This is a genomic window from Brucella sp. 22210, from assembly GCF_052045675.1.
Lineage (GTDB): Bacteria > Pseudomonadota > Alphaproteobacteria > Rhizobiales > Rhizobiaceae > Brucella.
The window spans coordinates 154,385-173,182 of record NZ_JBQEPD010000007.1; the positions used below are offsets into that span (position 1 = coordinate 154,385).

An 18,798-nucleotide genomic window follows, 5' to 3' on the forward strand; every position below is an offset into this window, starting at 1 on the left:
GACATGCAAATGAACCAGATGCAAAACGAACTGCCAGTCCTCAATTCCGAACAGGATCGTCTCGCGCGGCGCGAGCGCACCCTCCGCATCCTCATGCCGACGCTGGCGATCATCATCGCGCTCGGCTTCTGGGAAGGTCTGGTGCGCTTCTATGAAGTGCCGCATTACCTGATCCCGGCCCCGTCTCTGATTGCCGAAACGCTTTTCAAGGATGGCCCGTCGCTGATGGCCTCCATGTGGTTCACCGTCAAGCTGACGCTGATCTCGCTGGCCTGCGCCATTATTGGCGGCGTTCTGCTCGGCATGGTGTTTGCGCTGTCGCGCCCGATTGAAATGGCTTTCTTCCCCTTTGCCGTCATCCTTCAGGTGACGCCGGTGATCGCCATCGCACCGCTTATCCTGATCTATGTGCGCGATACTTTCTCGGCCCTGCTCATCTGCGCATGGATTGTCGCTTTCTTCCCGATCCTGTCCAACACGGTGATCGGACTGCGCAGCGCCGACCACAATCTGCGCGATCTGTTCAAGCTCTATCGCGCCTCGCCGTGGCAGCGCCTGCGCTATCTGCTGGCTCCGAGCGCTCTGCCCTATTTCATGGCGGCCCTCAAAATTGCTGGCGGCTTGTCGCTGATCGGCGCTGTGGTGGCTGAATTCGTCGCTGGCACCGCAGGCCAGAGCACCGGCCTTGCATCGCGTATTCTCGAATCGAGCTTCCGCAATGAAATCCCGCGCATGTTTGCAGCACTTTTCCTTGTTTCGCTGCTCGGCATTGTGATCTTCCTGATCACCAGCTGGCTGTCGCGCCTTGTCCTTGGACGCTGGCACGAAAGCGAAATCCGCAGAGATCGCTAAGATGAAGCCCGCTGACACGCTACACGGCGTTGCCATCGCAGGCCGTTCGGGCCGATATGACCTGCATGTCGAGCATAGCCGCATTGCCGCGATCACGCCATCGCAGTCGACGGGCGGCGGGTGTGTGACGCCGCTTCTGGCCGATGTGCATGTGCATCTCGACAAGACATTCACGATCCAGCGCATTGCGCAGAATGGCGACACCAAGGTCGAATGCCTTTTCGACGCCATAGACCTCATGAACACCGACCGCCAGAACTGGCATGCCGATGACATCCGCGCCCGCGCCACCCGTGGCCTTGAGGCCGCGTATGTGCAGGGTGTCGGCGCCATTCGCAGCCATGTCGACTGGACGAACCCGGGAGTTCCGACTGCTTGGCCGGTTCTCAACCAACTGCGTCAGGAATGGAAAGACCGCATCGACCTTCAACTCGCGGCCCTCGTCCACGGCGATCTGGTGCTGGAAGCCGGTCGTGATATCGCGGCCCGGGTGAAAGCCGATGGCGGCGTGCTTGGCGCATTCTTCTATCGCAATGCCGATCTTGCAGCCAAGATCGAGGAAATGTTTCTTCTCGCCGTCGAAAACGATCTCGATCTCGACTTTCATGTTGATGAAGGTCTGGATGTCGAAGCCGACGGATTTTCGCTGATCGTGGATGCCGCGCGGCGGCATCACATGGCGGGCCGCGTGCTGTGCGGCCATGCCTGCTCGCTTTCGCTGCGAACAGTGGACGAACTGACCCGCATTCTGGGTGCCGCCGCGCAAGCAGGCGTCGCACTTGTCTCGCTGCCCACCACCAATCTTTATCTGCAAGACCGGATCGGTGGAAAATCGCCGCGTCTTCGTGGCGTGGCTCCGTTGAAAGAAGCACGACTGGCCGGTGTTGAAGCCATGCTCGGCTCCGACAATGTGCGCGATGCCTTCTACCCCTATGGCGACTATGATCCGCTTGCGATCCTGCGCCTTGCAGCGCCTGTCTGCCATCTCGAGCCGGCAGAATGGCTCGACAGCATCACCACCCTGCCCGCACGCCTGATCAGGAGCGAGCGCGTGCAGGTGCTGTCAGCTGGCGGTGCCGCCAATTTCATCTGGCACGACGCCGAAGACCTCAACGATCTCATCAGCCGTCCGCAAGCCCTCCGCCGTGTCTGGCGCGACGGCATTGTTTCGGACCATGTTTACGGGAGAAACCCATGAATTCTGTCGCCCCGCAGCGCATCTATGACTGGGCCGCATTCCGCGCCGAAATCGACGGCATCCGCATCTATGACGACCCCAAGCAGGTCGAGCTGCGCTCCCGCGATTACTTCTGGTACAGCCCGATCCTGACCGAAGATATCGGCCATTATGTCGGGGACCTCGTCGTTATTCCGAAGGATCAGGACGAAGTGCGCCGCGTGGCGGCGGCAGCTGCGAAACTGCGCATTCCGATCACGATTCGCGGCGGCGGCACCGGCAATTACGGCCAGTGCGTGCCCCTTGAAGGCGGCGTCATTCTCGACATGACCAAGATCGACCGCATCATCGCCATTGAGCCGGGCAAGGTGCGTGTTGAAGGCGGTGCACGCATTTCGCGTCTTGACGATGCCGTGCGCGAAACCGGACAGGAACTGCTGATGTATCCGTCCACCCGCCGCATCGCCACCATTGGCGGCTTCTTCTCCGGCGGTTCGGGCGGCATCGGCTCGCTGCGCCACGGCATGTTGCGCGACGACGGTAATGTCTATTCGGTCAAGGTCCTGACCGTCGAGCCGGAACCGAAAATCATCGAACTGACGGGCCGCGACATCCACAAGGTCCAGCATGCCTATGGCACCAACGGCATCATTCTGGAGCTGGAAATCGGGCTGACCAAGGCGACCGACTGGATCCATACCGCTGCGCTCTTCGACAGCTATGAAGCAACGCTGAACTTCTGCCTCAAGGCGCTGGAAGAAAATCTGGATTGCTATCTGCTGACCACCGTGGATCGTCGCTTTGCGCGCTTCTACACCAAGTTCGGCGATCTGTTCCCATCCGACAAGGATGCCGTTTTCGCGATGATCGCGCCGGAGGAGCGCGAGCGCTTCGCAGAGCTTGCGACCGAATTCAACGGTCAGGTGTCGTTCTCCATGACGCTGGACGAGTTGCATAAGGCTGGCCTTCAGCCTGCCTATGAATGCGGCTGGAACCACACCACGCTTCAGGCGCTGAAGGCGGAACCGGGCTGGACCTATCTTCAGGTTGCCTATCCGCGCCCCTTCGACCCGGCATTGGTCAATCGCCAGATCGAACGTTATGGCGACACGCAATATATGCACCATGAAATGGCGCGCCTTGAAGGCGAAGTGCAGATTTTTGGCCTGCCGCTCGTCCGCTTCGAAGACCGTGATGCGATGTATAAACTCATCGCCGAACTGGAACAGGTCGACGGTTGCGACATCTACGATCCCCATGCCTATACCATCGAGGATGGCGGCATGAAGGAGATCGACGGCGTGCAGATCGAGTTCAAGAAACTGGCCGATCCTTACGGTCTGCTCAATCCCGGCAAAACGCGCGGCTGGACCGCCGACATGGCACTTTCGAACTGATAACAGGGGAACGAAACGAATGAAAAAAGCACTCTTTGCGGCAGTCGCCGCTTTCTCGCTTGGCCTTTCCGCACAGATGGCCTTTGCGCTCGACAAGGTGACGCTCGGCACCAACTGGCTGGCACAGGCCGGTCACGCCGGCTTCTATCAGGCGCTCGCCGATGGCACCTATGAAAAATACGGCCTCGACGTGAAGATCGAGATGGGCGGACCGCAGGTCAACAACCGTCCGATGCTGGCCGCAGGCCGCCTCGACTTCCTGCTCACCGGCAATCTGCTCCTGTCCTTCAACAATGTCGCCAATGGCGTTCCGACCACGGTTGTGGCTGCCTTCTACCAGAAGGACCCGCAGGCCCTGATGGCGCATGATGGCGAATACAAGGATTTCAAGGATCTGGTGAACGCACCGACGATCCTGATTTCCAAGGACGGCCAGTTCTCGTTCTGGCCCTGGCTGGTGAAGGAATTCGGCTTCAAGGACGAACAGCTTCGCCCTTATGGCTATAGCCTCGCCCAGTTCCTCGGTGACAAGAAGACCGTGCAGCAGGCCTATGCGACCGCCGAACCGCTTTATGCGGCCAAGGAAGGCGCAAAGGTCAAGACGTTCCTGCTCGCCGATGAGGGCTACAACACTTATGCGAACACCATCGAAACGCGTCAGGAACTGGTCGATAAGAACCCTGACCTTGTGCAGCGTTTCGTGACGGCTTCCATCGAAGGCTGGGTCAACTTCATGTATGGCGACCACAGCAAGGCCTATGAGATGATCCTCAAGGACAATGCGGATATGAGCAAGGAAACGCTCGACGCCGAATTGTCAAATCTCAAGGAACTGCAACTCATCGACAGCGGCGACGCTCTCACCAAGGGCATTGGCGCAATCGACATGAGCCGCGTCAAGTCGTTCTACGAGCTGGCGCGCAAGTCCGGCATCGTCAGCGGTGAAGAACTCGACATGAGCAAGGTTGCAACCGACGCCTTCGTCAACAAGGGCGCAGGCCTCGACATCAAGAAGCAGCTGGGCCAGTAAGGCTTCCCACGAAACGGAAAGCCGCCCGCATTTCTGAAATGCCCGGCGGCTTCTCCTCTGACCATGGTTACAAATATGACGATCGACGACGAGAATGATGACATCGAGCCGACCGGACGGGACAAGGTTCTCGACCGCCGGCGGCGCATTCTCGGCGCGATCCGCACCGCTGCTATCGATGAATTTGCGGAAAAGGGTCTGGTTGGCGCATCCACGCAAGGCATTGCGCAACGCGCTGGCCTGACCAAGCCGCAGCTGCATTATTATATTTCCAGCAAGGAAGAACTCTACGAGGACATCATCGTCTTCATCCTCGATGAGTGGGAGGATATCTTCCTCGATGCCAGCGCGGAAGACGACCCGGCCAAGGTGATACGTCAATATATCCGGGCGAAACTCGACTACAGCCAGAAGAACCCGAAAGCGTCGCGGCTTTTCACCACCGAAATTGCCAATGGTGCGCCCTATCTCAGCCGCCACTGGACCAAGCATGTCACCGCCACCCATCGCGCGGTCAAGCTAATCCAGTCATGGGTGGATACTGGCCGTATCAAGCCGGTCGACCCGCTGCTGTTCCAGATGCATATCTGGGCGGTGACACAGCATTATGCCGACTTTGAAACGCAGGTGCGCAGCATGATGGAAGTCGGCAAGGACGACCCGCTGGATTGCGAGCGCATCGAAAAAGAAGTCTCGACGCTGTTTTTGCGCGCCTGTGGGTTGGCTGACTGAAGTCAGCCGCATCGGTACTTGAATAGCAAAGCGCCGCCTGAAAACAGGCGGCGCTTTTTGTTGTTATGCAGTCGCCAGATTGCCGAGAGCGCTTTCCGCCTTTGCCCGTTCTTCAGGCGTCAGTTCGAGGCGCTCAAGCTGTTCATCGAGAAGGATCGGCAACGTGCCATCCGGATGCGCTGCGACAACGCCGAATGTCTCATCGCTCTTTTCGTCGTAATGGAAGAAAGGCGCTTCCTTCTTGCCGAAAACGGTCACGATATGCGGCGGCTTTTTCACACCGGTCAGCGGGCTGTAACCGATGCGCGACTTGCCCATGCTGTCCTTGCGCGAAAGAATTTTCGCCCAGTAGAGCTGCAATTCCGCTTCGCTTTTCGCGGCGCCGACCGTCTTCGAAATGTTGAGAAAACGCTTGATGAACAGGACAGAACAGCCAAGCATGATGCCAAGCAGGACGACGCCCACCGTCAGGCGGTTCCAGAACTCATCGAGAGCCAGCGACAGCGTGACATTTTCAGGATGCGATTTCTGCATCACGACATCGGTTTCATAATCGCCGCTTGAAAAGCTGACGAAAGAGAAATCGACGGATTTGATCAGGCGCTCGCCTTCATACTCATAGGAGATATTGGCCTTGCAGTCGGTGATCATCTTCTTTGTCCGGCAATTGCCGTCGAAAATGGTGGCATCTTCGATCACCACCGGATCCTGCTTGATCTGATAATCCGCATAGAGGCCCGGCCCCCAAGCCCAGACCACGACGAACGAAATGACAGGGAAAATAAGCGCCAGAAAAAGCATGCGCCAGCGATCGGCGAAGCCAGCTTTTCCTACCTTTATTTTGCGCGCGGGGAGAATGCCGGATAAATCCGGAAGAGAATAGGTTGGAGCCATGTTGCTAATAATTTCTGGATATTTTCTGGTTGGGAGGAACCCGAACCTAACGCAACGTTAGCAATGACTTAAATAGCTTTTATCGACTACTCAGTAACGTAAAGTTACACTTTTGAAACGAGTTGAACGCTGTTTCGGCGAAATCAGCGCAATCCTTCCAGTTCGGCAATGCGTGCGGCGCTGTCCTTTTCCAGCATCCGCGTCATTTCGCGAATAAGGGTTTCGGCCAGCACGAACAGGGCCGCCGACGAATCCCATGCGGAGGGTACAGCCGTGCGGCCAGCCAGCACATGGCGCGCAACACGGGCAATCGGCGACAGCCACTGGTCAGTCACGAGAATGACCTCCACGCCTCGCGCCCGCGCCTTTTCCGCAAGCTTCAGGAGACTGTCCTGATAGCGGCGAATGTCGAAGACGACGAGCACGTCGCGCTTGCCCATATCGAGCAACCGGTCGCGCCAGATACTTTCCTGTCCGCCAAGATGAAACACATGCGGACGGATGATCGTCATATGCGCCGTCATATATTGCGCGATCGGGTCGGTGAAGCGACCGCCGATCAGATAGATATTGCCCTTGGCATTCGAAAGCGCCGCCACCGCTTGCCGCAACTGCTTGGCGCCGAGGTGACGGAATGTCTCGCGGATATTCTCCTGCGTGTGCTCCACCGCCGGATAGGCCGTATCCGGGCTTTTGTCCGAGTGTTCATTGCGATGGTGCGGCGACTGCAATTGCGCTGCAAGTTCGTTTTGCAGATGTGCCTGAAACTCGGGATAGTTCTGGAAACCGAGTCGGTTCACGAAACGCAGGATGGTCGGAGAACTGACCCCTGCCTGCGCTGAAAATTCGGCCACCGTCTTCAACCCCAGTATGGGGTAATTGGCGATCAATGTCTGGGCTGCGGCACGCTCTCCGGCGGGCATCGTATCGATCCGTTCATTGATGCGTTCGGCGACGCTGGCGGTTTCCGACAAGGCGTTTTCCATTCGACGTTTCGGCCCGACAACACTTGTGAATTGTGAGCCAAATTATATTTGACAAATTATCATACGGCGTATCAAATAATCCGCAATAGCGCAGAATTTTAAAAAACGTAACATAAGTTACAGCGCAGGGAACAAACAGATGGCGGACGAGCGAGAGGGACGCCCGGCTTCGCATGAGCCGGTTTTTGTCGTCAACGAAACGGGGCAGAGTCCCTGGCTTTTCGTTTGCGAACACGCTTCCAATTTTGTGCCGGAACGTTTCGACGGTTTGGGTCTGGGCGAGGATGCCCTCAGCGCCCATATCGCCTGGGACCCCGGTGCAGTTGAGGTTGCACGGCATCTCAGCGCCGCGCTCGACGCGCCGTTGGTTGAGTCACGCCTGTCGCGGCTTTTGATTGATTGCAATCGACCACTCGACGCGCCGGACCTCATTCCCGAGGTCAGCGAGATGACCGTCATTCCGGGCAATCACGAGCTGAACTCGCTCGAACGCACGGCGCGAATCGACCTGTCGCACCGCCCGTTTCATGCGCGCATCGAACAACTGATTGCGGCGCGCGCAGTACGCGGCCTGCCATCATGGATCGTCACGATCCATTCATTCACGCCGGTCTATCGCGATGTGGCGCGGCCCTGGCAGATCGGCATTATTCACGACGCGGACGACCGTGTAGCCGCGCCATTGATTGCGGCGTTGAAGCAGGATTCCGCGCTCAATGTAGGCGTTAATGAGCCTTATGCGCCTTCTGACCGTGTTTATTACACGCTGGAACGCCATGCGCGCCCGCGCAATGCGCCCTGCGCCATGATCGAAATCCGCAACAATGAAATTGCCGACGCAAAGGCGCAGACAGCATGGGCTTCACGGCTTGCGGAAATCTTCCGCAACCTGAAAGCCTGATCAGGTTTTATGACAAGAGTAGAAGACTGAAAGTACCATCCGCATGAGTGAGTAGAGAGCAGAGATCAAAGGGGAACAACCATGAGCTCAGATTACTCCGATAAAGATAAAAGCGAGGACATCAAAGTCCTGCATGGCATGGGTTACGCTCAGGAACTGCAACGTTCCATGAGCCGATTTTCGAACTTCGCAATTTCATTTTCCATCATCTGCATCCTGTCTGGCGGTATCAACTCCTTCGCCCAGGCTATTTCCTCGGTCGGCGGCGCCGGCGCAGGTATTGGCTGGATTGTCGGCTGTCTGATTTCCGGCATGTTCGCCCTGTCGATGGCGCAGATCGCTTCGGCCTTCCCGACCGCTGGCGGCCTCTATCACTGGGCGTCCATTCTCGGTAACCGTTTCACCGGCTGGCTGACCGCATGGCTCAACCTGCTCGGGCTGATCACCGTTCTGGGCGCGATCAATATCGGCACCGCCTTCTTCTTTCAGGGGACATTCGGCCACCTGATAGGCATGGATACCTCGGCCGGGCATATCGTGCTTTTCGTCTCGATCATCACAATCGGGCAGGCCCTGTTCAACCATCTCGGCATCAAGGTCACGACATTCCTGACCGACATTTCGGGCTATATCATCTTTGTCACCACGGCCGCTCTGGTCGTCGGCTGTCTGGTCTATGCGCCAGCGCTGGATTTCTCGCGTCTGTGGACCTTCACCAACTATTCCGGCGCAGCGGGCGGCGAAGTCTTCCCGCAAAGCGACAATATGGGCTACCTGTTCCTGCTCTGCCTGTTGCTGCCGGTCTATACGATCACCGGTTATGACGCCTCGGCCCACACCTCCGAGGAAACCATCAAGGCAGCCCATACGGTTCCGCGCGGTATCGTATCGGCAGTGTTCTGGTCTTCGCTCGTCGGCTGGATCATGATCTGCGCCATCACGCTGGCGATCCCGGACATGAATGCAGCCGCCGCACAAGGCTGGGGTATGTTCTTCGGCACCATGGACGCTATCCTGCCCGGACCGCTGAAGAATGTGATCTATTTCGCCATCGTCATCACGCAGCTTCTCTGCGGTCTGGCGACGGTTACGTCCGCATCGCGCATGCTGTTCGCCTTCTCTCGCGATGACGGCATGCCGATCGGCTCCAAGACGCTCGCCAGCGTTTCGCCGAAATACCGCACGCCGGTTGCCGCGATCTGGACTGCTGCCTTCCTCGAAATCATCTATGTTTTCGCGGCGCAGTTCGTCTCCATCGGCGGCACCAACCTCTACACCATCGTCGTCAACTCGACGCTCGTCTTCCTGTTCCTGTCCTTCACCATTCCGCTCGTGCTGGCGATCTTCGCCTATGGCACGCCGAAATGGCCGAACCCGGGACCATGGGCCATGTCGGGCGGCCTCTACAAGCTGGTGACATTCCTTTCAGTCGTCGGCATGGCAGTGATCTTCTACATCGCCGTGCAGCCGCCAAACGACAAGGTGCTGTGGATCGTTGTCGGCTTCGTCCTGCTTGCCGGTGTTCTCTGGCTGACCGTCGAGAACAAGCGCTTCCAGGGCCCGCCTGTCGGTGACCGGATCGCCAAGCGTGCTGCTGAAATCGCAGCCGCAGAACGGGCCGTCGGCGAAACTGCCCACTAACCAGCAACTCTGGCCGGTTCATCCGGCCAGAGTTTCCCATCGGATAATTTTTGGAGAGCACAAGAATGGCTGGATCCCTATCGTTTGAAGAACTCAAGAAAGCCGTTTCCGCCGGAGATATCGATACGGTTCTCGCCTGCATCGTGGATATGCAGGGGCGCCTGATCGGCAAGCGCTTCTATGCGCCGTTCTTCGTGGAATCCGCCTATGACGAAACCCATGGCTGCAACTATCTCCTTGCCGACGATATCGACATGGAGCCGGTGCCGGGCTACGAGGCCGCGAGCTGGGACAAGGGTTACGGCGACTTCGTCATGAAGCCAGACCTTTCCACCATCCGGCTTGCGCCATGGCTGGAAAAGACCGCCATCATCCTTTGCGACGTGCAGGATCACCACCATCACGATCTGGCTCATTCGCCACGCGCTATTTTGAAAAAGCAGCTCGCCCGCCTGCATGAACGCGGCTATCGCGCCTATTTCGCATCCGAGCTGGAATTCTATATCTTTGACGAGTCCTACAAGACGGCCCGCAACAAACATTGGCAGGCTATGGAAACGGCCTCGCCCTATATTCAGGACTATGTGATCCACCTCACCACCAGAGAAGAGCCGGTCCTGCGCGCCATGCGCAATCAACTGGCTGCGGCAGGCATTCCCGTCGAAAACTCGAAGGGCGAATGGGGCCCCGGTCAGGAAGAGTTGAATGTGCGTTATGCCGAGGCGCTGGAAATGGCCGACCGGCATGTGATCATGAAGACCGCGATGAAGGACATTGCCGAACAGCACGGCAAGTGCATCACCTTCATGGCAAAATATGATTACAACAAAGCGGGCAGTTCCAGTCATGTGCACAATTCCGTCTGGAGCGCCGACGGCAAGGAGCCGCTCTTCTTCGACCCGAAAGCGCCGCATACGATGACGCCGCTGATGCGGTCATGGGTGGCGGGCCAGCTGAAATATGCGACTGACTACACTTATTTCCTCGCGCCCTACATCAATTCCTACAAGCGCTTTCAGGCTGGCACCTTTGCACCGACCAAGATCACATGGAGCGAAGACAACCGCACGGCGGGCTTCCGTCTCTGCGGTGAAGGCACCAAGGCGATCCGTATCGAATGCCGTATCGGCGGGGCCGACCTCAATCCTTATCTCGCTTTCGCAGCGCTAATCGCCGCCGGGCTTCAGGGCGTGGATGAAAAGCTGGAACTTGAAGAGCCTTTCGTGGGCGATGCCTATGGCGCGGTGAAACTGAAGGAAATTCCCTATACGCTGCGCGAAGCCGCCCTTGCTCTCAAGAACTCGTCTTTCCTGAAAGAGGCGCTCGGTGAGGATGTGGTCAGCCATTATGTTCACACGGCCCATTGGGAGCAGATCGAATATGATCGTCGCGTCACGGACTGGGAACTGCATCGCGGCTTCGAACGCTACTGACCGGCCACCATCTCGAATGACATATGAAGGACATGCCCGATGAGCGGCACCGCCAAGATCACCTCGCCTATCGACGGTTCGGTTTATGCCGAACGCCCATTTTTGAGCGAAACCGCCATCCAGTCCACGGTTGCTGCCGCGCGCGCAGCTCAACTTGCCTGGGCCGAATTGAGCATAACGGAGCGGGCGCGTTATTGCCGTGCCGCGCTTGCAGCGCTTGCCGCGATGCAGGATGAAATCGTGCCGGAGATTGCCTGGCAAATAGGGCGTCCAACCCGTTACGGCGGCGAAAATGGCGGCGTTCAGGAACGCGGTCAGTACATGATCGACATTGCCGGGGAAGCGTTGGAACCTTATCTCCCAGCGCCGAAAGACGGTTTCCGCCGCTATGTCAAACATGTGCCGCTTGGCGTCGTGCTGGTGATTGCGCCGTGGAACTATCCGTATCTCACCGCCGTCAACACCATCATTCCCGCCCTGATGGCGGGTAACAGCGTCATCCTCAAACATGCAATGCAGACGCTTCTGGCTGGCGAGCGCTTCGCACAGGCGTTTGAGAAGGCCGGGCTGCCCAAGGGTGTCTTCCAGAATGTCGTTCTGGATCATGCTTCCACCGAAAAACTGCTGGCTTCCGGCACGGTCGATCATGTGAATTTCACAGGATCGGTCGGAGGCGGGCGGGCCATTGAAAAGGCAGCCGCTGGCACCTTCATGACGATGGGACTGGAACTTGGCGGCAAGGACCCGGCCTATGTTCTGCCGGACGTCAATCTGGACCATGCCGTGGCCAATCTGGTCGATGGCGCTTACTTCAATTCAGGCCAATGCTGCTGCGGTATCGAACGCATCTATGTGCATGAAGATATCTATGATCGCTTTGTCGACGGCTTCATCGATCTGACACGCCAATATGTCGTTGGCAATCCGCTGGATGCTGGCACAACGCTTGGGCCGATGGCGCAGGCGCGTTTTGCCGATCTCATCCGCGAGCAAAAGGCCGAAGCGCTGCGCAAGGGTGCCAAGGCGCATGTGAATATGAAGGTCGATCATGATGAGGCCGGCTCGCCCTATATCGCGCCGGAAGTGCTCACCCATGTCGACCACCAGATGAGCGTCATGCGCGAAGAGAGTTTCGGCCCTATCGTGGGCATCATGAAAGTGCGCAACGATCAGGAAGCGCTCGCCCTGATGAATGACAGCATTTACGGTCTGACCGCTTCGCTTTGGACCACGGATACGGACCGCGCCGCAGCGCTCGGTGACCGCATCGAAACCGGTACGGTTTTCATGAACCGTTGCGATTATCTCGATCCGGGCCTTGTCTGGACGGGTGTCAAGGATACGGGCAAAGGCGCGTCCCTTTCGCCTATTGGCTACGGCAATCTGACCCGACCAAAATCCTTCCACCTGCGTGAAAAAATCTGATCTGATCCCTGTTCTGCCCCACTTTGAAAGCAATTGATATGACGACACTGACCGCTAAATGGAACTTCCCGACCACCGTTCTTTTCGGACCCGGGCGCATCAAGGAACTGCCAGCCGTTTTAAAGGCAGCAGGCATTGCGCGTCCGCTTTTCGTCACCGATCCGGGTCTGGCGAAACTTCCCGTGGTCGCTTCCACGCTGGCCATTCTTGATGCGGCGGGCGTTCAATATGGCGTGTTTTCCGACGTAAAGCCCAACCCGGTTGAGAGCAATCTCTATGCGGGCGTCAAGGTCTATCAGGATGGCAAGCACGATGGCGTCATCGCCTTCGGCGGCGGTTCGGCGCTCGATCTGGGCAAGCTGATCGCCTTTCAGGCGGGCCAGACGCGCCCGGTCTGGGATTTCGAAGATATTGGCGATTGGTGGACCCGCGCCGACAGCAATGCCATCGCGCCGGTGATCGCCGTTCCCACCACCGCCGGCACTGGCTCGGAAGTGGGCCGCGCAGGCGTGTTGACCAACGAAGCCACCCACACGAAGAAGGTCATTTTCCACCCCAAAATGCTGCCGGTTACGGTCATTGCCGATCCGGAACTTTCCACCGGCATGCCGCCTTTCATCACGGCAGGCACCGGCATGGATGCGCTGGCGCACTGCCTTGAAGCCTATTGCGCACCGGGCTTCCACCCGATGGCAGACGGCATCGCGGTTGAAGGCATCCGTCTTGTGTTCGAAAATCTGCCCAAGGCCTATGCCGACGGCAACAATATCGAAGCGCGTGCCAATATGATGGCCGCTGCCGCGATGGGCGCCACCGCCTTCCAGAAAGGGCTCGGCGCGATCCATTCGCTGTCGCATCCGATTGGCGCGCTCTACGACACCCATCACGGCATGACCAATGCTGTTTTCATGCCCTATGTGCTGCACCACAACCGCGCCGCGATCGAAAAGCGGGTCGAACGGCTTGCAGATTATCTGGGCATCAAGGGCGGTTTCGACGGCTTCGTCGCTGCCATCGTGAAGCTGCGCAAGGACCTTGGTGTGCCGAACACATTGCCGGAATTCATCAAGGGGCTGGAGATGGACGACGCCCGCAAGGATCTGATTGCCGAGATGGCAATTGTTGACCCGACAGCAGGCGGCAATCCGACCGAACTTACCAAAAAGGATGCGCTTAAACTTCTTGAGCAGAGCATCGTTGGCAACGGTTGAGGACAGCGATTATTTCCCGCAAAACTGCGTAACGTTTTGCTTGCAACATAAATATAGAAAGCTAATAGTTAGGCTGACAAAACAAGCATCGCTTCGAAGCGGGGGGCGATGCATCTGGAGAGCGGGTTCTTGGGGAGGAGCCCGCTCTCCTTCATTCTAGTGCTAGAGCGGTTCCTGTAATGACGGAATCGTTGGAACCGCTCCATCTATTTTTCACGTATTATCCGACGCATCGAAGCGGGACCAGAAATCGGTCCAGCGGACTGATTTCCCCGCGTAGGCGCTTCGCACTTTTGCTGGAAATCCTCTATTCATTGGATCGATAGTCAGCGCGGGTGATGCCATGGCGCTGCATCTTGTCGTAGAAAGTCTTGCGCGGAATGCCGAGCGCCTTGATCGTTTCCTGCACATTGCCGCCGTGGGCGGCAAGCGTTTCACGGATCAGCGTTTCCTCATAGCGCTCCAGACGCTTCGGCAAAGATTCCTGATCATCCGACACTGGACGAACCCCGCCGCTAGCGGACGAAACACCGAGCGCCACCCGGTCGGCGAAATGCGCCAGTTCACGCACATTGCCCGGCCAGGCATGGCCCATCAGATGGCGATGCGTGGCGGCGTCGATCTCCGGTACATCGCGATTGAAGCGCTTTGCCGCGCGCGTCAGAAAATGCGCGAAAAGCAACGGAATATCCTCGCGCCGTTCGCGCAGCGGCGGTATCGATAGCGTCACCACATTGAGCCGGTAATAGAGGTCTTCGCGAAAATCTCCGCGTTGCACCGGATCGCCGAGATCGATCTTGGCAGCCGCCACCACGCGCAGATTGACGGGGCGGACCTCATTGGTGCCGAGCGGGGTGATTTCACGCATTTCCAGCACGCGCAGCAGCTTCACCTGCGTTGCCGCGGGCATGCTTTCAATCTCGTCGAGAAACAGTGTGCCGCCGCTTGCATGTTCAATGCGTCCCAACCGCTTTTTCTGCGCACCGGTGAAAGCACCGGCCTCATGGCCGAACAATTCGCTTTCAATCACGGTTTCCGGTAGCGCGCCGCAGTTGAGTGCAACGAAATTGCCTTTGCGACGACGGCTCCAATTGTGCAGCAGTTGGGCCACCACCTCCTTGCCGCTGCCCGTTTCGCCCGCCACCAGCACGTCCACATCCGTATCCGCAATGTCGCGCAATGTCCGGCGCAGGTTTTCCATCGCAGGTGTCTGGCCGATCAGCGGCAGATCACCTTCCGCATCCGTCGCTGCGGCGCGCAATGCGCGATTTTCGAGCACAAGCTGGCGCTTTTCACCGGCACGCCGAATGCTGTGCACCAGACGGTCCGCTGCAAAAGGCTTGGCTATGAAATCATAGGCGCCGTCCTGAATGGCCTGAACCGCCATTGGAATATCACCGTGGCCGGTAATCAATATCACCGGAAGCTCCGCGTCGATGGCCTTGATACGTGCAAAAAATTGCAGGCCATCAATCTGTGGCATCCGCACATCGGAAACGATGACACCCTCAAAATCCGTCGTGATATCCGCCAACGCGTCGATGGCATTGGCATAATCGGCGACCTTAAACCCGGCAAGCTCCAGCGTCTGCCGCGTAGCGCGGCGCAATGCCTTGTCATCATCGACCAGAATAACGGGAAGAGAATTATCCATCATGCCTTTCTCAATTCGACGCGGAAGACGGTGCCCTCGGCACTGCTTTCCGCAGATATGGTCCCGCCATAATCGGTGACGATTTCCTTGACGATCACCAGACCGAGACCAAGGCCCTTTTCCTTCGACGTGTTGAAGGGCGAAAACAAGTTGTCGCGAATGTGTTGCGGCATGCCCGGCCCGTTATCGGATACGGTGACCAGCACCGTCTCGCTCTTTTCCGTGGCACGCACTTCGATGCGCCCTTCATTGCCTTTGACTTCAACCGCCTCCAGCGCGTTCTGAAACAGGTTGATGAGAACCTGTTCCAATCGAAGGGAATGTCCGACGACGCGCAGATCGGGCGGCGGCAACTCAATATCGAGCTGATCCATACGGCCGGAAAAACGGCTGCGCAGCAGCACGAGCGCACCCGATATGACCTGGCTGAGTGGTGTCGGCTCGGAAGGTGATCGCCCCTTGCGGGCAAGGGCCTTGAGGTCGCCGGTAATGGTGCCGATGCGGTCGGTCAGTGCGGCAATTTCGTCAAGATTTTCGGTCGCGGCATCCAGCTGGCTTCGCGTGATGAAGGTTTTCGCATTGTCCGCATAGGCCCTTATCGTCGCGACAGGCTGGTTGATTTCGTGCGCGACGCCCGCTGCAACCTGCCCCATAATGGCCAGACGGTTGGCGTGAACCAGATCCTGCTGCACCCCCTGCAACATGGATTCCGTGCGATGGTGATCGCTGATCTCCGCTTCGAGGCGATCTCTTGCCAGACTGAGATCGCGGGTACGTTCCTCGACGCGCTGTTCCAGCTCCAGTTGCGTACGTCCGGCGGCGGCTATACGCGCCACGACCTTCTGCCGCCTGCGCAGCAGCAGCCCGGCGATTGTCGCAATGGCCGCCAGAATGATGAAGGCAATCAGGCGCGCCTCGCGCACCGCGCCGGGAATCTGCGGTTTTGTCGGGGCCATGCTGTACATCTGCCAGGGCGTGGACGACACCGCGGAATGTATGGCCAGAAACTGCGTACTGCGCCCCTCGCCCGGCAGTTGTGCATTCATCAACAGCACATCGCCCTCGCCCACCGGCATCATGGACAACGGCAGAGGTTGCAACGAGACATCGCCAAATTGCAGGCTGTCGCGAATGGATTGCGATTGTTCCGGACCGATCCGACCGATGGTCATGAAACGCCATGACGGCAGGCTGGTTATGAGCACGATGTTGCGCTCGTCTGTCACGAAAGTGGGGCGGCCCGCATTGCGCCAGTCCTGTTCCAGATCGTCGAATTCCAGTTTGACGACGATGACACCAAGCGGCCCATTGGGGCCATCAACACGCCGCGAGATGTAAAGGCCCGGGCGAAAACTCACATTGCCGAGCGCAAAATATTCCTCGCCGCCATTGATCAGGGCTTGCTGGAAATAGGGCCGGAACTTGTAATCATTGCCGACGAAACTGACCGGTCCGCGCCAGTTGCTGGCCGCAATCGCGATACCGTCCATACCCACCAGATAGATCACCGCCGCCTGCGTACCCTCCGCTAGCGTTTCCAGTTTCCGGTTCGCGGGAGCGATGGTCGTAACCGTCTTGTCCTGAAGCGCCGATGCCAGTTCCTGATCCTTCGACAGGACAAGCGACAGAGCGCGTTGCTTGTCGAGGACAGCGCGTAGCAGCGCCGTGTTGAGATTAGCGTCGATGCGCGCCTGTTCGCTCAAAGCCACGACGGCCCGCTCATGCGCGGTGTTGCCGACCAGCCAGAACGCAAGCGAGAAGAACATAGCGCATATAAGCGCAAACAGAGCCCAGGCCCGCCGATTGGAGGCCCGAAGGGCTGCTTCGTCAATGATAGGCGGCACAAGCTTGTTCATCAAAATTATTGTGCGATATTTCGCACAAATAGAAAAGGGGAATGTGTAAAAGTTCGCACAGTATTGGGTAAGCTCAACACTGCATTTCTAATAATATTTATATTATTCAATAGGATAATTGATACCGCACAAACTGGCACGGACATTGCAAATAAAACCTCCAACAGCGGTCGAGGGCCGTTGAAATCCCAGACTGAAAGGCTCGGGAGGCTGGACAGTATCCAGACTGAGCCAAACGGAGGACACAATGATTGCAGTTCCGACAGGCACCGCGGATGAACCGCGCGGCCGCATCCCGCTTTATCGGCATCTCTATTTTCAGGTACTGGTTGCGATTGCCGCCGGTATTCTGCTCGGCCATTTCTATCCAGAGCTTGGCACGCAGCTAAAGCCGCTGGGCGATGCCTTCATCAAGCTGGTGAAGATGATCATCGCCCCCGTCATCTTCCTGACGGTCGCAACCGGCATTGCCGGAATGACCGACATGAAGAAGGTCGGTCGCGTTGCTGGCAAGGCGATGATCTACTTCCTCACCTTCTCCACGCTCGCTTTGATTGTCGGCCTCATCGTGGCCAATGTCGTGCAGCCAGGCGCTGGCATGCACATCGACCCGGCCTCTCTCGACCCCAAGGCCGTCGCGGATTACGCCACCAAGGCGCACGAGCAGAGCATTACCGGCTTCCTCAGCAACATCATCCCGACGACGATTGTGGGTGCCTTTGCCGAGGGTGACATTCTTCAGGTTCTGTTCTTCTCGGTCCTGTTCGGTATTTCCCTCGCCCTCGTTGGCGATCGCGGCAAGCCTGTCACCGACTTCCTGCACGTCCTCACCGCACCGGTTTTCAAGCTGGTGTCGATCCTGATGAAGGCTGCCCCCATCGGTGCTTTCGGCGCGATGGCTTTCACCATCGGCAAATATGGCATTGGCTCCATTGCCAACCTCGCCATGCTGATCGGCACTTTCTACCTGACCTCGCTGCTTTTCGTGCTCGTGGTTCTGGGTGCCGTGGCGCGCTATAACGGCTTCTCCATTCTGGCCCTGATCCGCTACATCAAGGAAGAGCTGCTGCTGGTGCTCGGCACCTCCTCGTCGGAAGCAGCCCTGCCAGCCCTGATGAACAAGATGGAACGCGCCGGCTGCAAGCGCTCGGTCGTCGGCCTCGTCATCCCAACCGGCTATTCGTTCAATCTGGATGGCACCAACATCTACATGACGCTGGCCGCCCTCTTCATCGCGCAGGCGACGGACATTCCGCTGTCGTTGAGCGACCAGATCCTGCTGCTGCTGGTGGCGATGCTCAGCTCCAAGGGCGCGGCAGGCATTACCGGCGCGGGCTTCATCACGCTGGCGGCAACCTTGTCCGTCGTTCCGTCGGTTCCCGTTGCGGGCATGGCGCTCATTCTCGGCATCGACCGGTTCATGTCGGAATGCCGCGCACTGACCAACCTCGTTGGCAATGCCGTCGCCACCATCGTCGTCGCACGTTGGGAAAACGAGCTGGATCAGGACAAGCTTGCAGCCGCACTGGCTGGCGCACCGGTCATCACTGATGCAGTGCCACAGCTGGAGCCTGCGGAGTAAACCTTATTCTCCCCCAAGCAGAAACGG

At 58.0% G+C, this 18,798-nt stretch carries 15 protein-coding genes; 11 read left to right on the top strand and 4 right to left on the bottom strand.

From position 1 onward, the window contains the following. Positions 1 to 9 precede the first annotated feature (9 nt). The 5 genes from ACTJKP_RS11700 to ACTJKP_RS11720 all read left to right on the top strand — a co-directional run bounded on the left by ACTJKP_RS11700 (position 10) and on the right by ACTJKP_RS11720 (position 5,188). A complete protein-coding gene (locus ACTJKP_RS11700; RefSeq protein ID WP_440630776.1) occupies positions 10 to 852 on the top strand; it encodes an ABC transporter permease in 843 nt (280 codons plus the stop codon). 1 nt (position 853) lies between these two features. After that, positions 854 to 2,050 carry an amidohydrolase family protein gene (locus tag ACTJKP_RS11705; protein ID WP_440630777.1) on the top strand — a complete coding sequence of 399 codons (1,197 nt, stop codon included), beginning with the start codon at positions 854 to 856 and terminating at the stop codon, positions 2,048 to 2,050. After that, positions 2,047 to 3,426 (top strand): FAD-binding oxidoreductase, encoded by a 1,380-nt coding sequence (locus tag ACTJKP_RS11710; protein ID WP_440630778.1) that lies wholly within the window; start codon positions 2,047 to 2,049, stop codon positions 3,424 to 3,426. Before ACTJKP_RS11705 ends, ACTJKP_RS11710 begins: the two co-directional genes overlap by 4 nt. Before the next feature lie 19 nt (positions 3,427 to 3,445). Then, positions 3,446 to 4,456, top strand: a complete 1,011-nt coding sequence (locus ACTJKP_RS11715; RefSeq protein WP_440630779.1) for an ABC transporter substrate-binding protein — start codon at positions 3,446 to 3,448, stop codon at positions 4,454 to 4,456. A 75-nt stretch (positions 4,457 to 4,531) separates the two neighbouring features. Continuing rightward, the gene (locus tag ACTJKP_RS11720) at positions 4,532 to 5,188 is read left to right on the top strand and encodes a TetR family transcriptional regulator C-terminal domain-containing protein (protein WP_440630780.1); all 657 of its coding nucleotides are present in this window, start codon (positions 4,532 to 4,534) and stop codon (positions 5,186 to 5,188) included. A gap of 63 nt (positions 5,189 to 5,251) precedes the next feature. On the opposite strand, the gene ACTJKP_RS11725 is transcribed toward ACTJKP_RS11720, so the two are convergent. Beyond that, complete coding sequence (locus ACTJKP_RS11725) at positions 5,252 to 6,082, bottom strand: hypothetical protein (RefSeq protein ID WP_440630781.1); 831 nt, start codon at positions 6,080 to 6,082, stop codon at positions 5,252 to 5,254. A gap of 143 nt (positions 6,083 to 6,225) precedes the next feature. Continuing rightward, the gene (locus ACTJKP_RS11730) at positions 6,226 to 7,068 is read right to left on the bottom strand and encodes a MurR/RpiR family transcriptional regulator (protein WP_440630782.1); all 843 of its coding nucleotides are present in this window, start codon (positions 7,066 to 7,068) and stop codon (positions 6,226 to 6,228) included. 139 nt (positions 7,069 to 7,207) lie between these two features. On the opposite strand from ACTJKP_RS11730, the gene ACTJKP_RS11735 reads away from it, so the two are divergent. From ACTJKP_RS11735 to ACTJKP_RS11755, 5 genes are all read left to right on the top strand, one after another. Then, a complete protein-coding gene (locus tag ACTJKP_RS11735) occupies positions 7,208 to 7,969 on the top strand; it encodes an N-formylglutamate amidohydrolase (RefSeq protein WP_440630783.1) in 762 nt (253 codons plus the stop codon). A gap of 81 nt (positions 7,970 to 8,050) precedes the next feature. After that, complete coding sequence (locus ACTJKP_RS11740) at positions 8,051 to 9,610, top strand: amino acid permease (RefSeq protein WP_113533412.1); 1,560 nt, start codon at positions 8,051 to 8,053, stop codon at positions 9,608 to 9,610. A gap of 65 nt (positions 9,611 to 9,675) precedes the next feature. Beyond that, positions 9,676 to 11,043 (top strand): glutamine synthetase family protein, encoded by a 1,368-nt coding sequence (locus ACTJKP_RS11745; RefSeq protein WP_138784849.1) that lies wholly within the window; start codon positions 9,676 to 9,678, stop codon positions 11,041 to 11,043. 39 nt (positions 11,044 to 11,082) lie between these two features. Further along, positions 11,083 to 12,468: an aldehyde dehydrogenase family protein gene (locus ACTJKP_RS11750; RefSeq protein WP_440630784.1), complete on the top strand. Its 1,386-nt coding sequence runs from the start codon at positions 11,083 to 11,085 to the stop codon at positions 12,466 to 12,468. A gap of 38 nt (positions 12,469 to 12,506) precedes the next feature. Then, positions 12,507 to 13,679: an iron-containing alcohol dehydrogenase gene (locus ACTJKP_RS11755; RefSeq protein ID WP_440630785.1), complete on the top strand. Its 1,173-nt coding sequence runs from the start codon at positions 12,507 to 12,509 to the stop codon at positions 13,677 to 13,679. 307 nt (positions 13,680 to 13,986) lie between these two features. Here the strand turns inward: ACTJKP_RS11755 and ACTJKP_RS11760 are convergent, their stop codons facing one another. Beyond that, complete coding sequence (locus ACTJKP_RS11760) at positions 13,987 to 15,333, bottom strand: sigma-54-dependent transcriptional regulator (protein ID WP_440630833.1); 1,347 nt, start codon at positions 15,331 to 15,333, stop codon at positions 13,987 to 13,989. Further along, entirely contained in the window at positions 15,333 to 17,189 is a 1,857-nt protein-coding gene (locus ACTJKP_RS11765) for a sensor histidine kinase (protein WP_440630786.1), read from the bottom strand. The genes ACTJKP_RS11760 and ACTJKP_RS11765 overlap by 1 nt, the downstream gene beginning before the upstream one ends. 247 nt (positions 17,190 to 17,436) lie before the next feature. Between ACTJKP_RS11765 and ACTJKP_RS11770 the strand changes: the two genes are divergently transcribed. Next, complete coding sequence (locus ACTJKP_RS11770) at positions 17,437 to 18,771, top strand: dicarboxylate/amino acid:cation symporter (RefSeq protein ID WP_078336771.1); 1,335 nt, start codon at positions 17,437 to 17,439, stop codon at positions 18,769 to 18,771. Positions 18,772 to 18,798 lie beyond the last annotated feature (27 nt).

Bases quoted from the DNA above. Each gene is read 5' to 3' on its own strand.
- ACTJKP_RS11700 (WP_440630776.1), top strand. From the start codon at position 10: ATGAACCAGATGCAAAACGAACTGCCAGTCCTCAATTCCGAACAGGAT.
- ACTJKP_RS11705 (WP_440630777.1), top strand. From the start codon at position 854: ATGAAGCCCGCTGACACGCTACACGGCGTTGCCATCGCAGGCCGTTCG.
- ACTJKP_RS11710 (WP_440630778.1), top strand. From the start codon at position 2,047: ATGAATTCTGTCGCCCCGCAGCGCATCTATGACTGGGCCGCATTCCGC.
- ACTJKP_RS11715 (WP_440630779.1), top strand. From the start codon at position 3,446: ATGAAAAAAGCACTCTTTGCGGCAGTCGCCGCTTTCTCGCTTGGCCTT.
- ACTJKP_RS11720 (WP_440630780.1), top strand. From the start codon at position 4,532: ATGACGATCGACGACGAGAATGATGACATCGAGCCGACCGGACGGGAC.
- ACTJKP_RS11725 (WP_440630781.1), bottom strand. From the start codon at position 6,082: ATGGCTCCAACCTATTCTCTTCCGGATTTATCCGGCATTCTCCCCGCG.
- ACTJKP_RS11730 (WP_440630782.1), bottom strand. From the start codon at position 7,068: ATGGAAAACGCCTTGTCGGAAACCGCCAGCGTCGCCGAACGCATCAAT.
- ACTJKP_RS11735 (WP_440630783.1), top strand. From the start codon at position 7,208: ATGGCGGACGAGCGAGAGGGACGCCCGGCTTCGCATGAGCCGGTTTTT.
- ACTJKP_RS11740 (WP_113533412.1), top strand. From the start codon at position 8,051: ATGAGCTCAGATTACTCCGATAAAGATAAAAGCGAGGACATCAAAGTC.
- ACTJKP_RS11745 (WP_138784849.1), top strand. From the start codon at position 9,676: ATGGCTGGATCCCTATCGTTTGAAGAACTCAAGAAAGCCGTTTCCGCC.
- ACTJKP_RS11750 (WP_440630784.1), top strand. From the start codon at position 11,083: ATGAGCGGCACCGCCAAGATCACCTCGCCTATCGACGGTTCGGTTTAT.
- ACTJKP_RS11755 (WP_440630785.1), top strand. From the start codon at position 12,507: ATGACGACACTGACCGCTAAATGGAACTTCCCGACCACCGTTCTTTTC.
- ACTJKP_RS11760 (WP_440630833.1), bottom strand. From the start codon at position 15,333: ATGGATAATTCTCTTCCCGTTATTCTGGTCGATGATGACAAGGCATTG.
- ACTJKP_RS11765 (WP_440630786.1), bottom strand. From the start codon at position 17,189: ATGAACAAGCTTGTGCCGCCTATCATTGACGAAGCAGCCCTTCGGGCC.
- ACTJKP_RS11770 (WP_078336771.1), top strand. From the start codon at position 17,437: ATGATTGCAGTTCCGACAGGCACCGCGGATGAACCGCGCGGCCGCATC.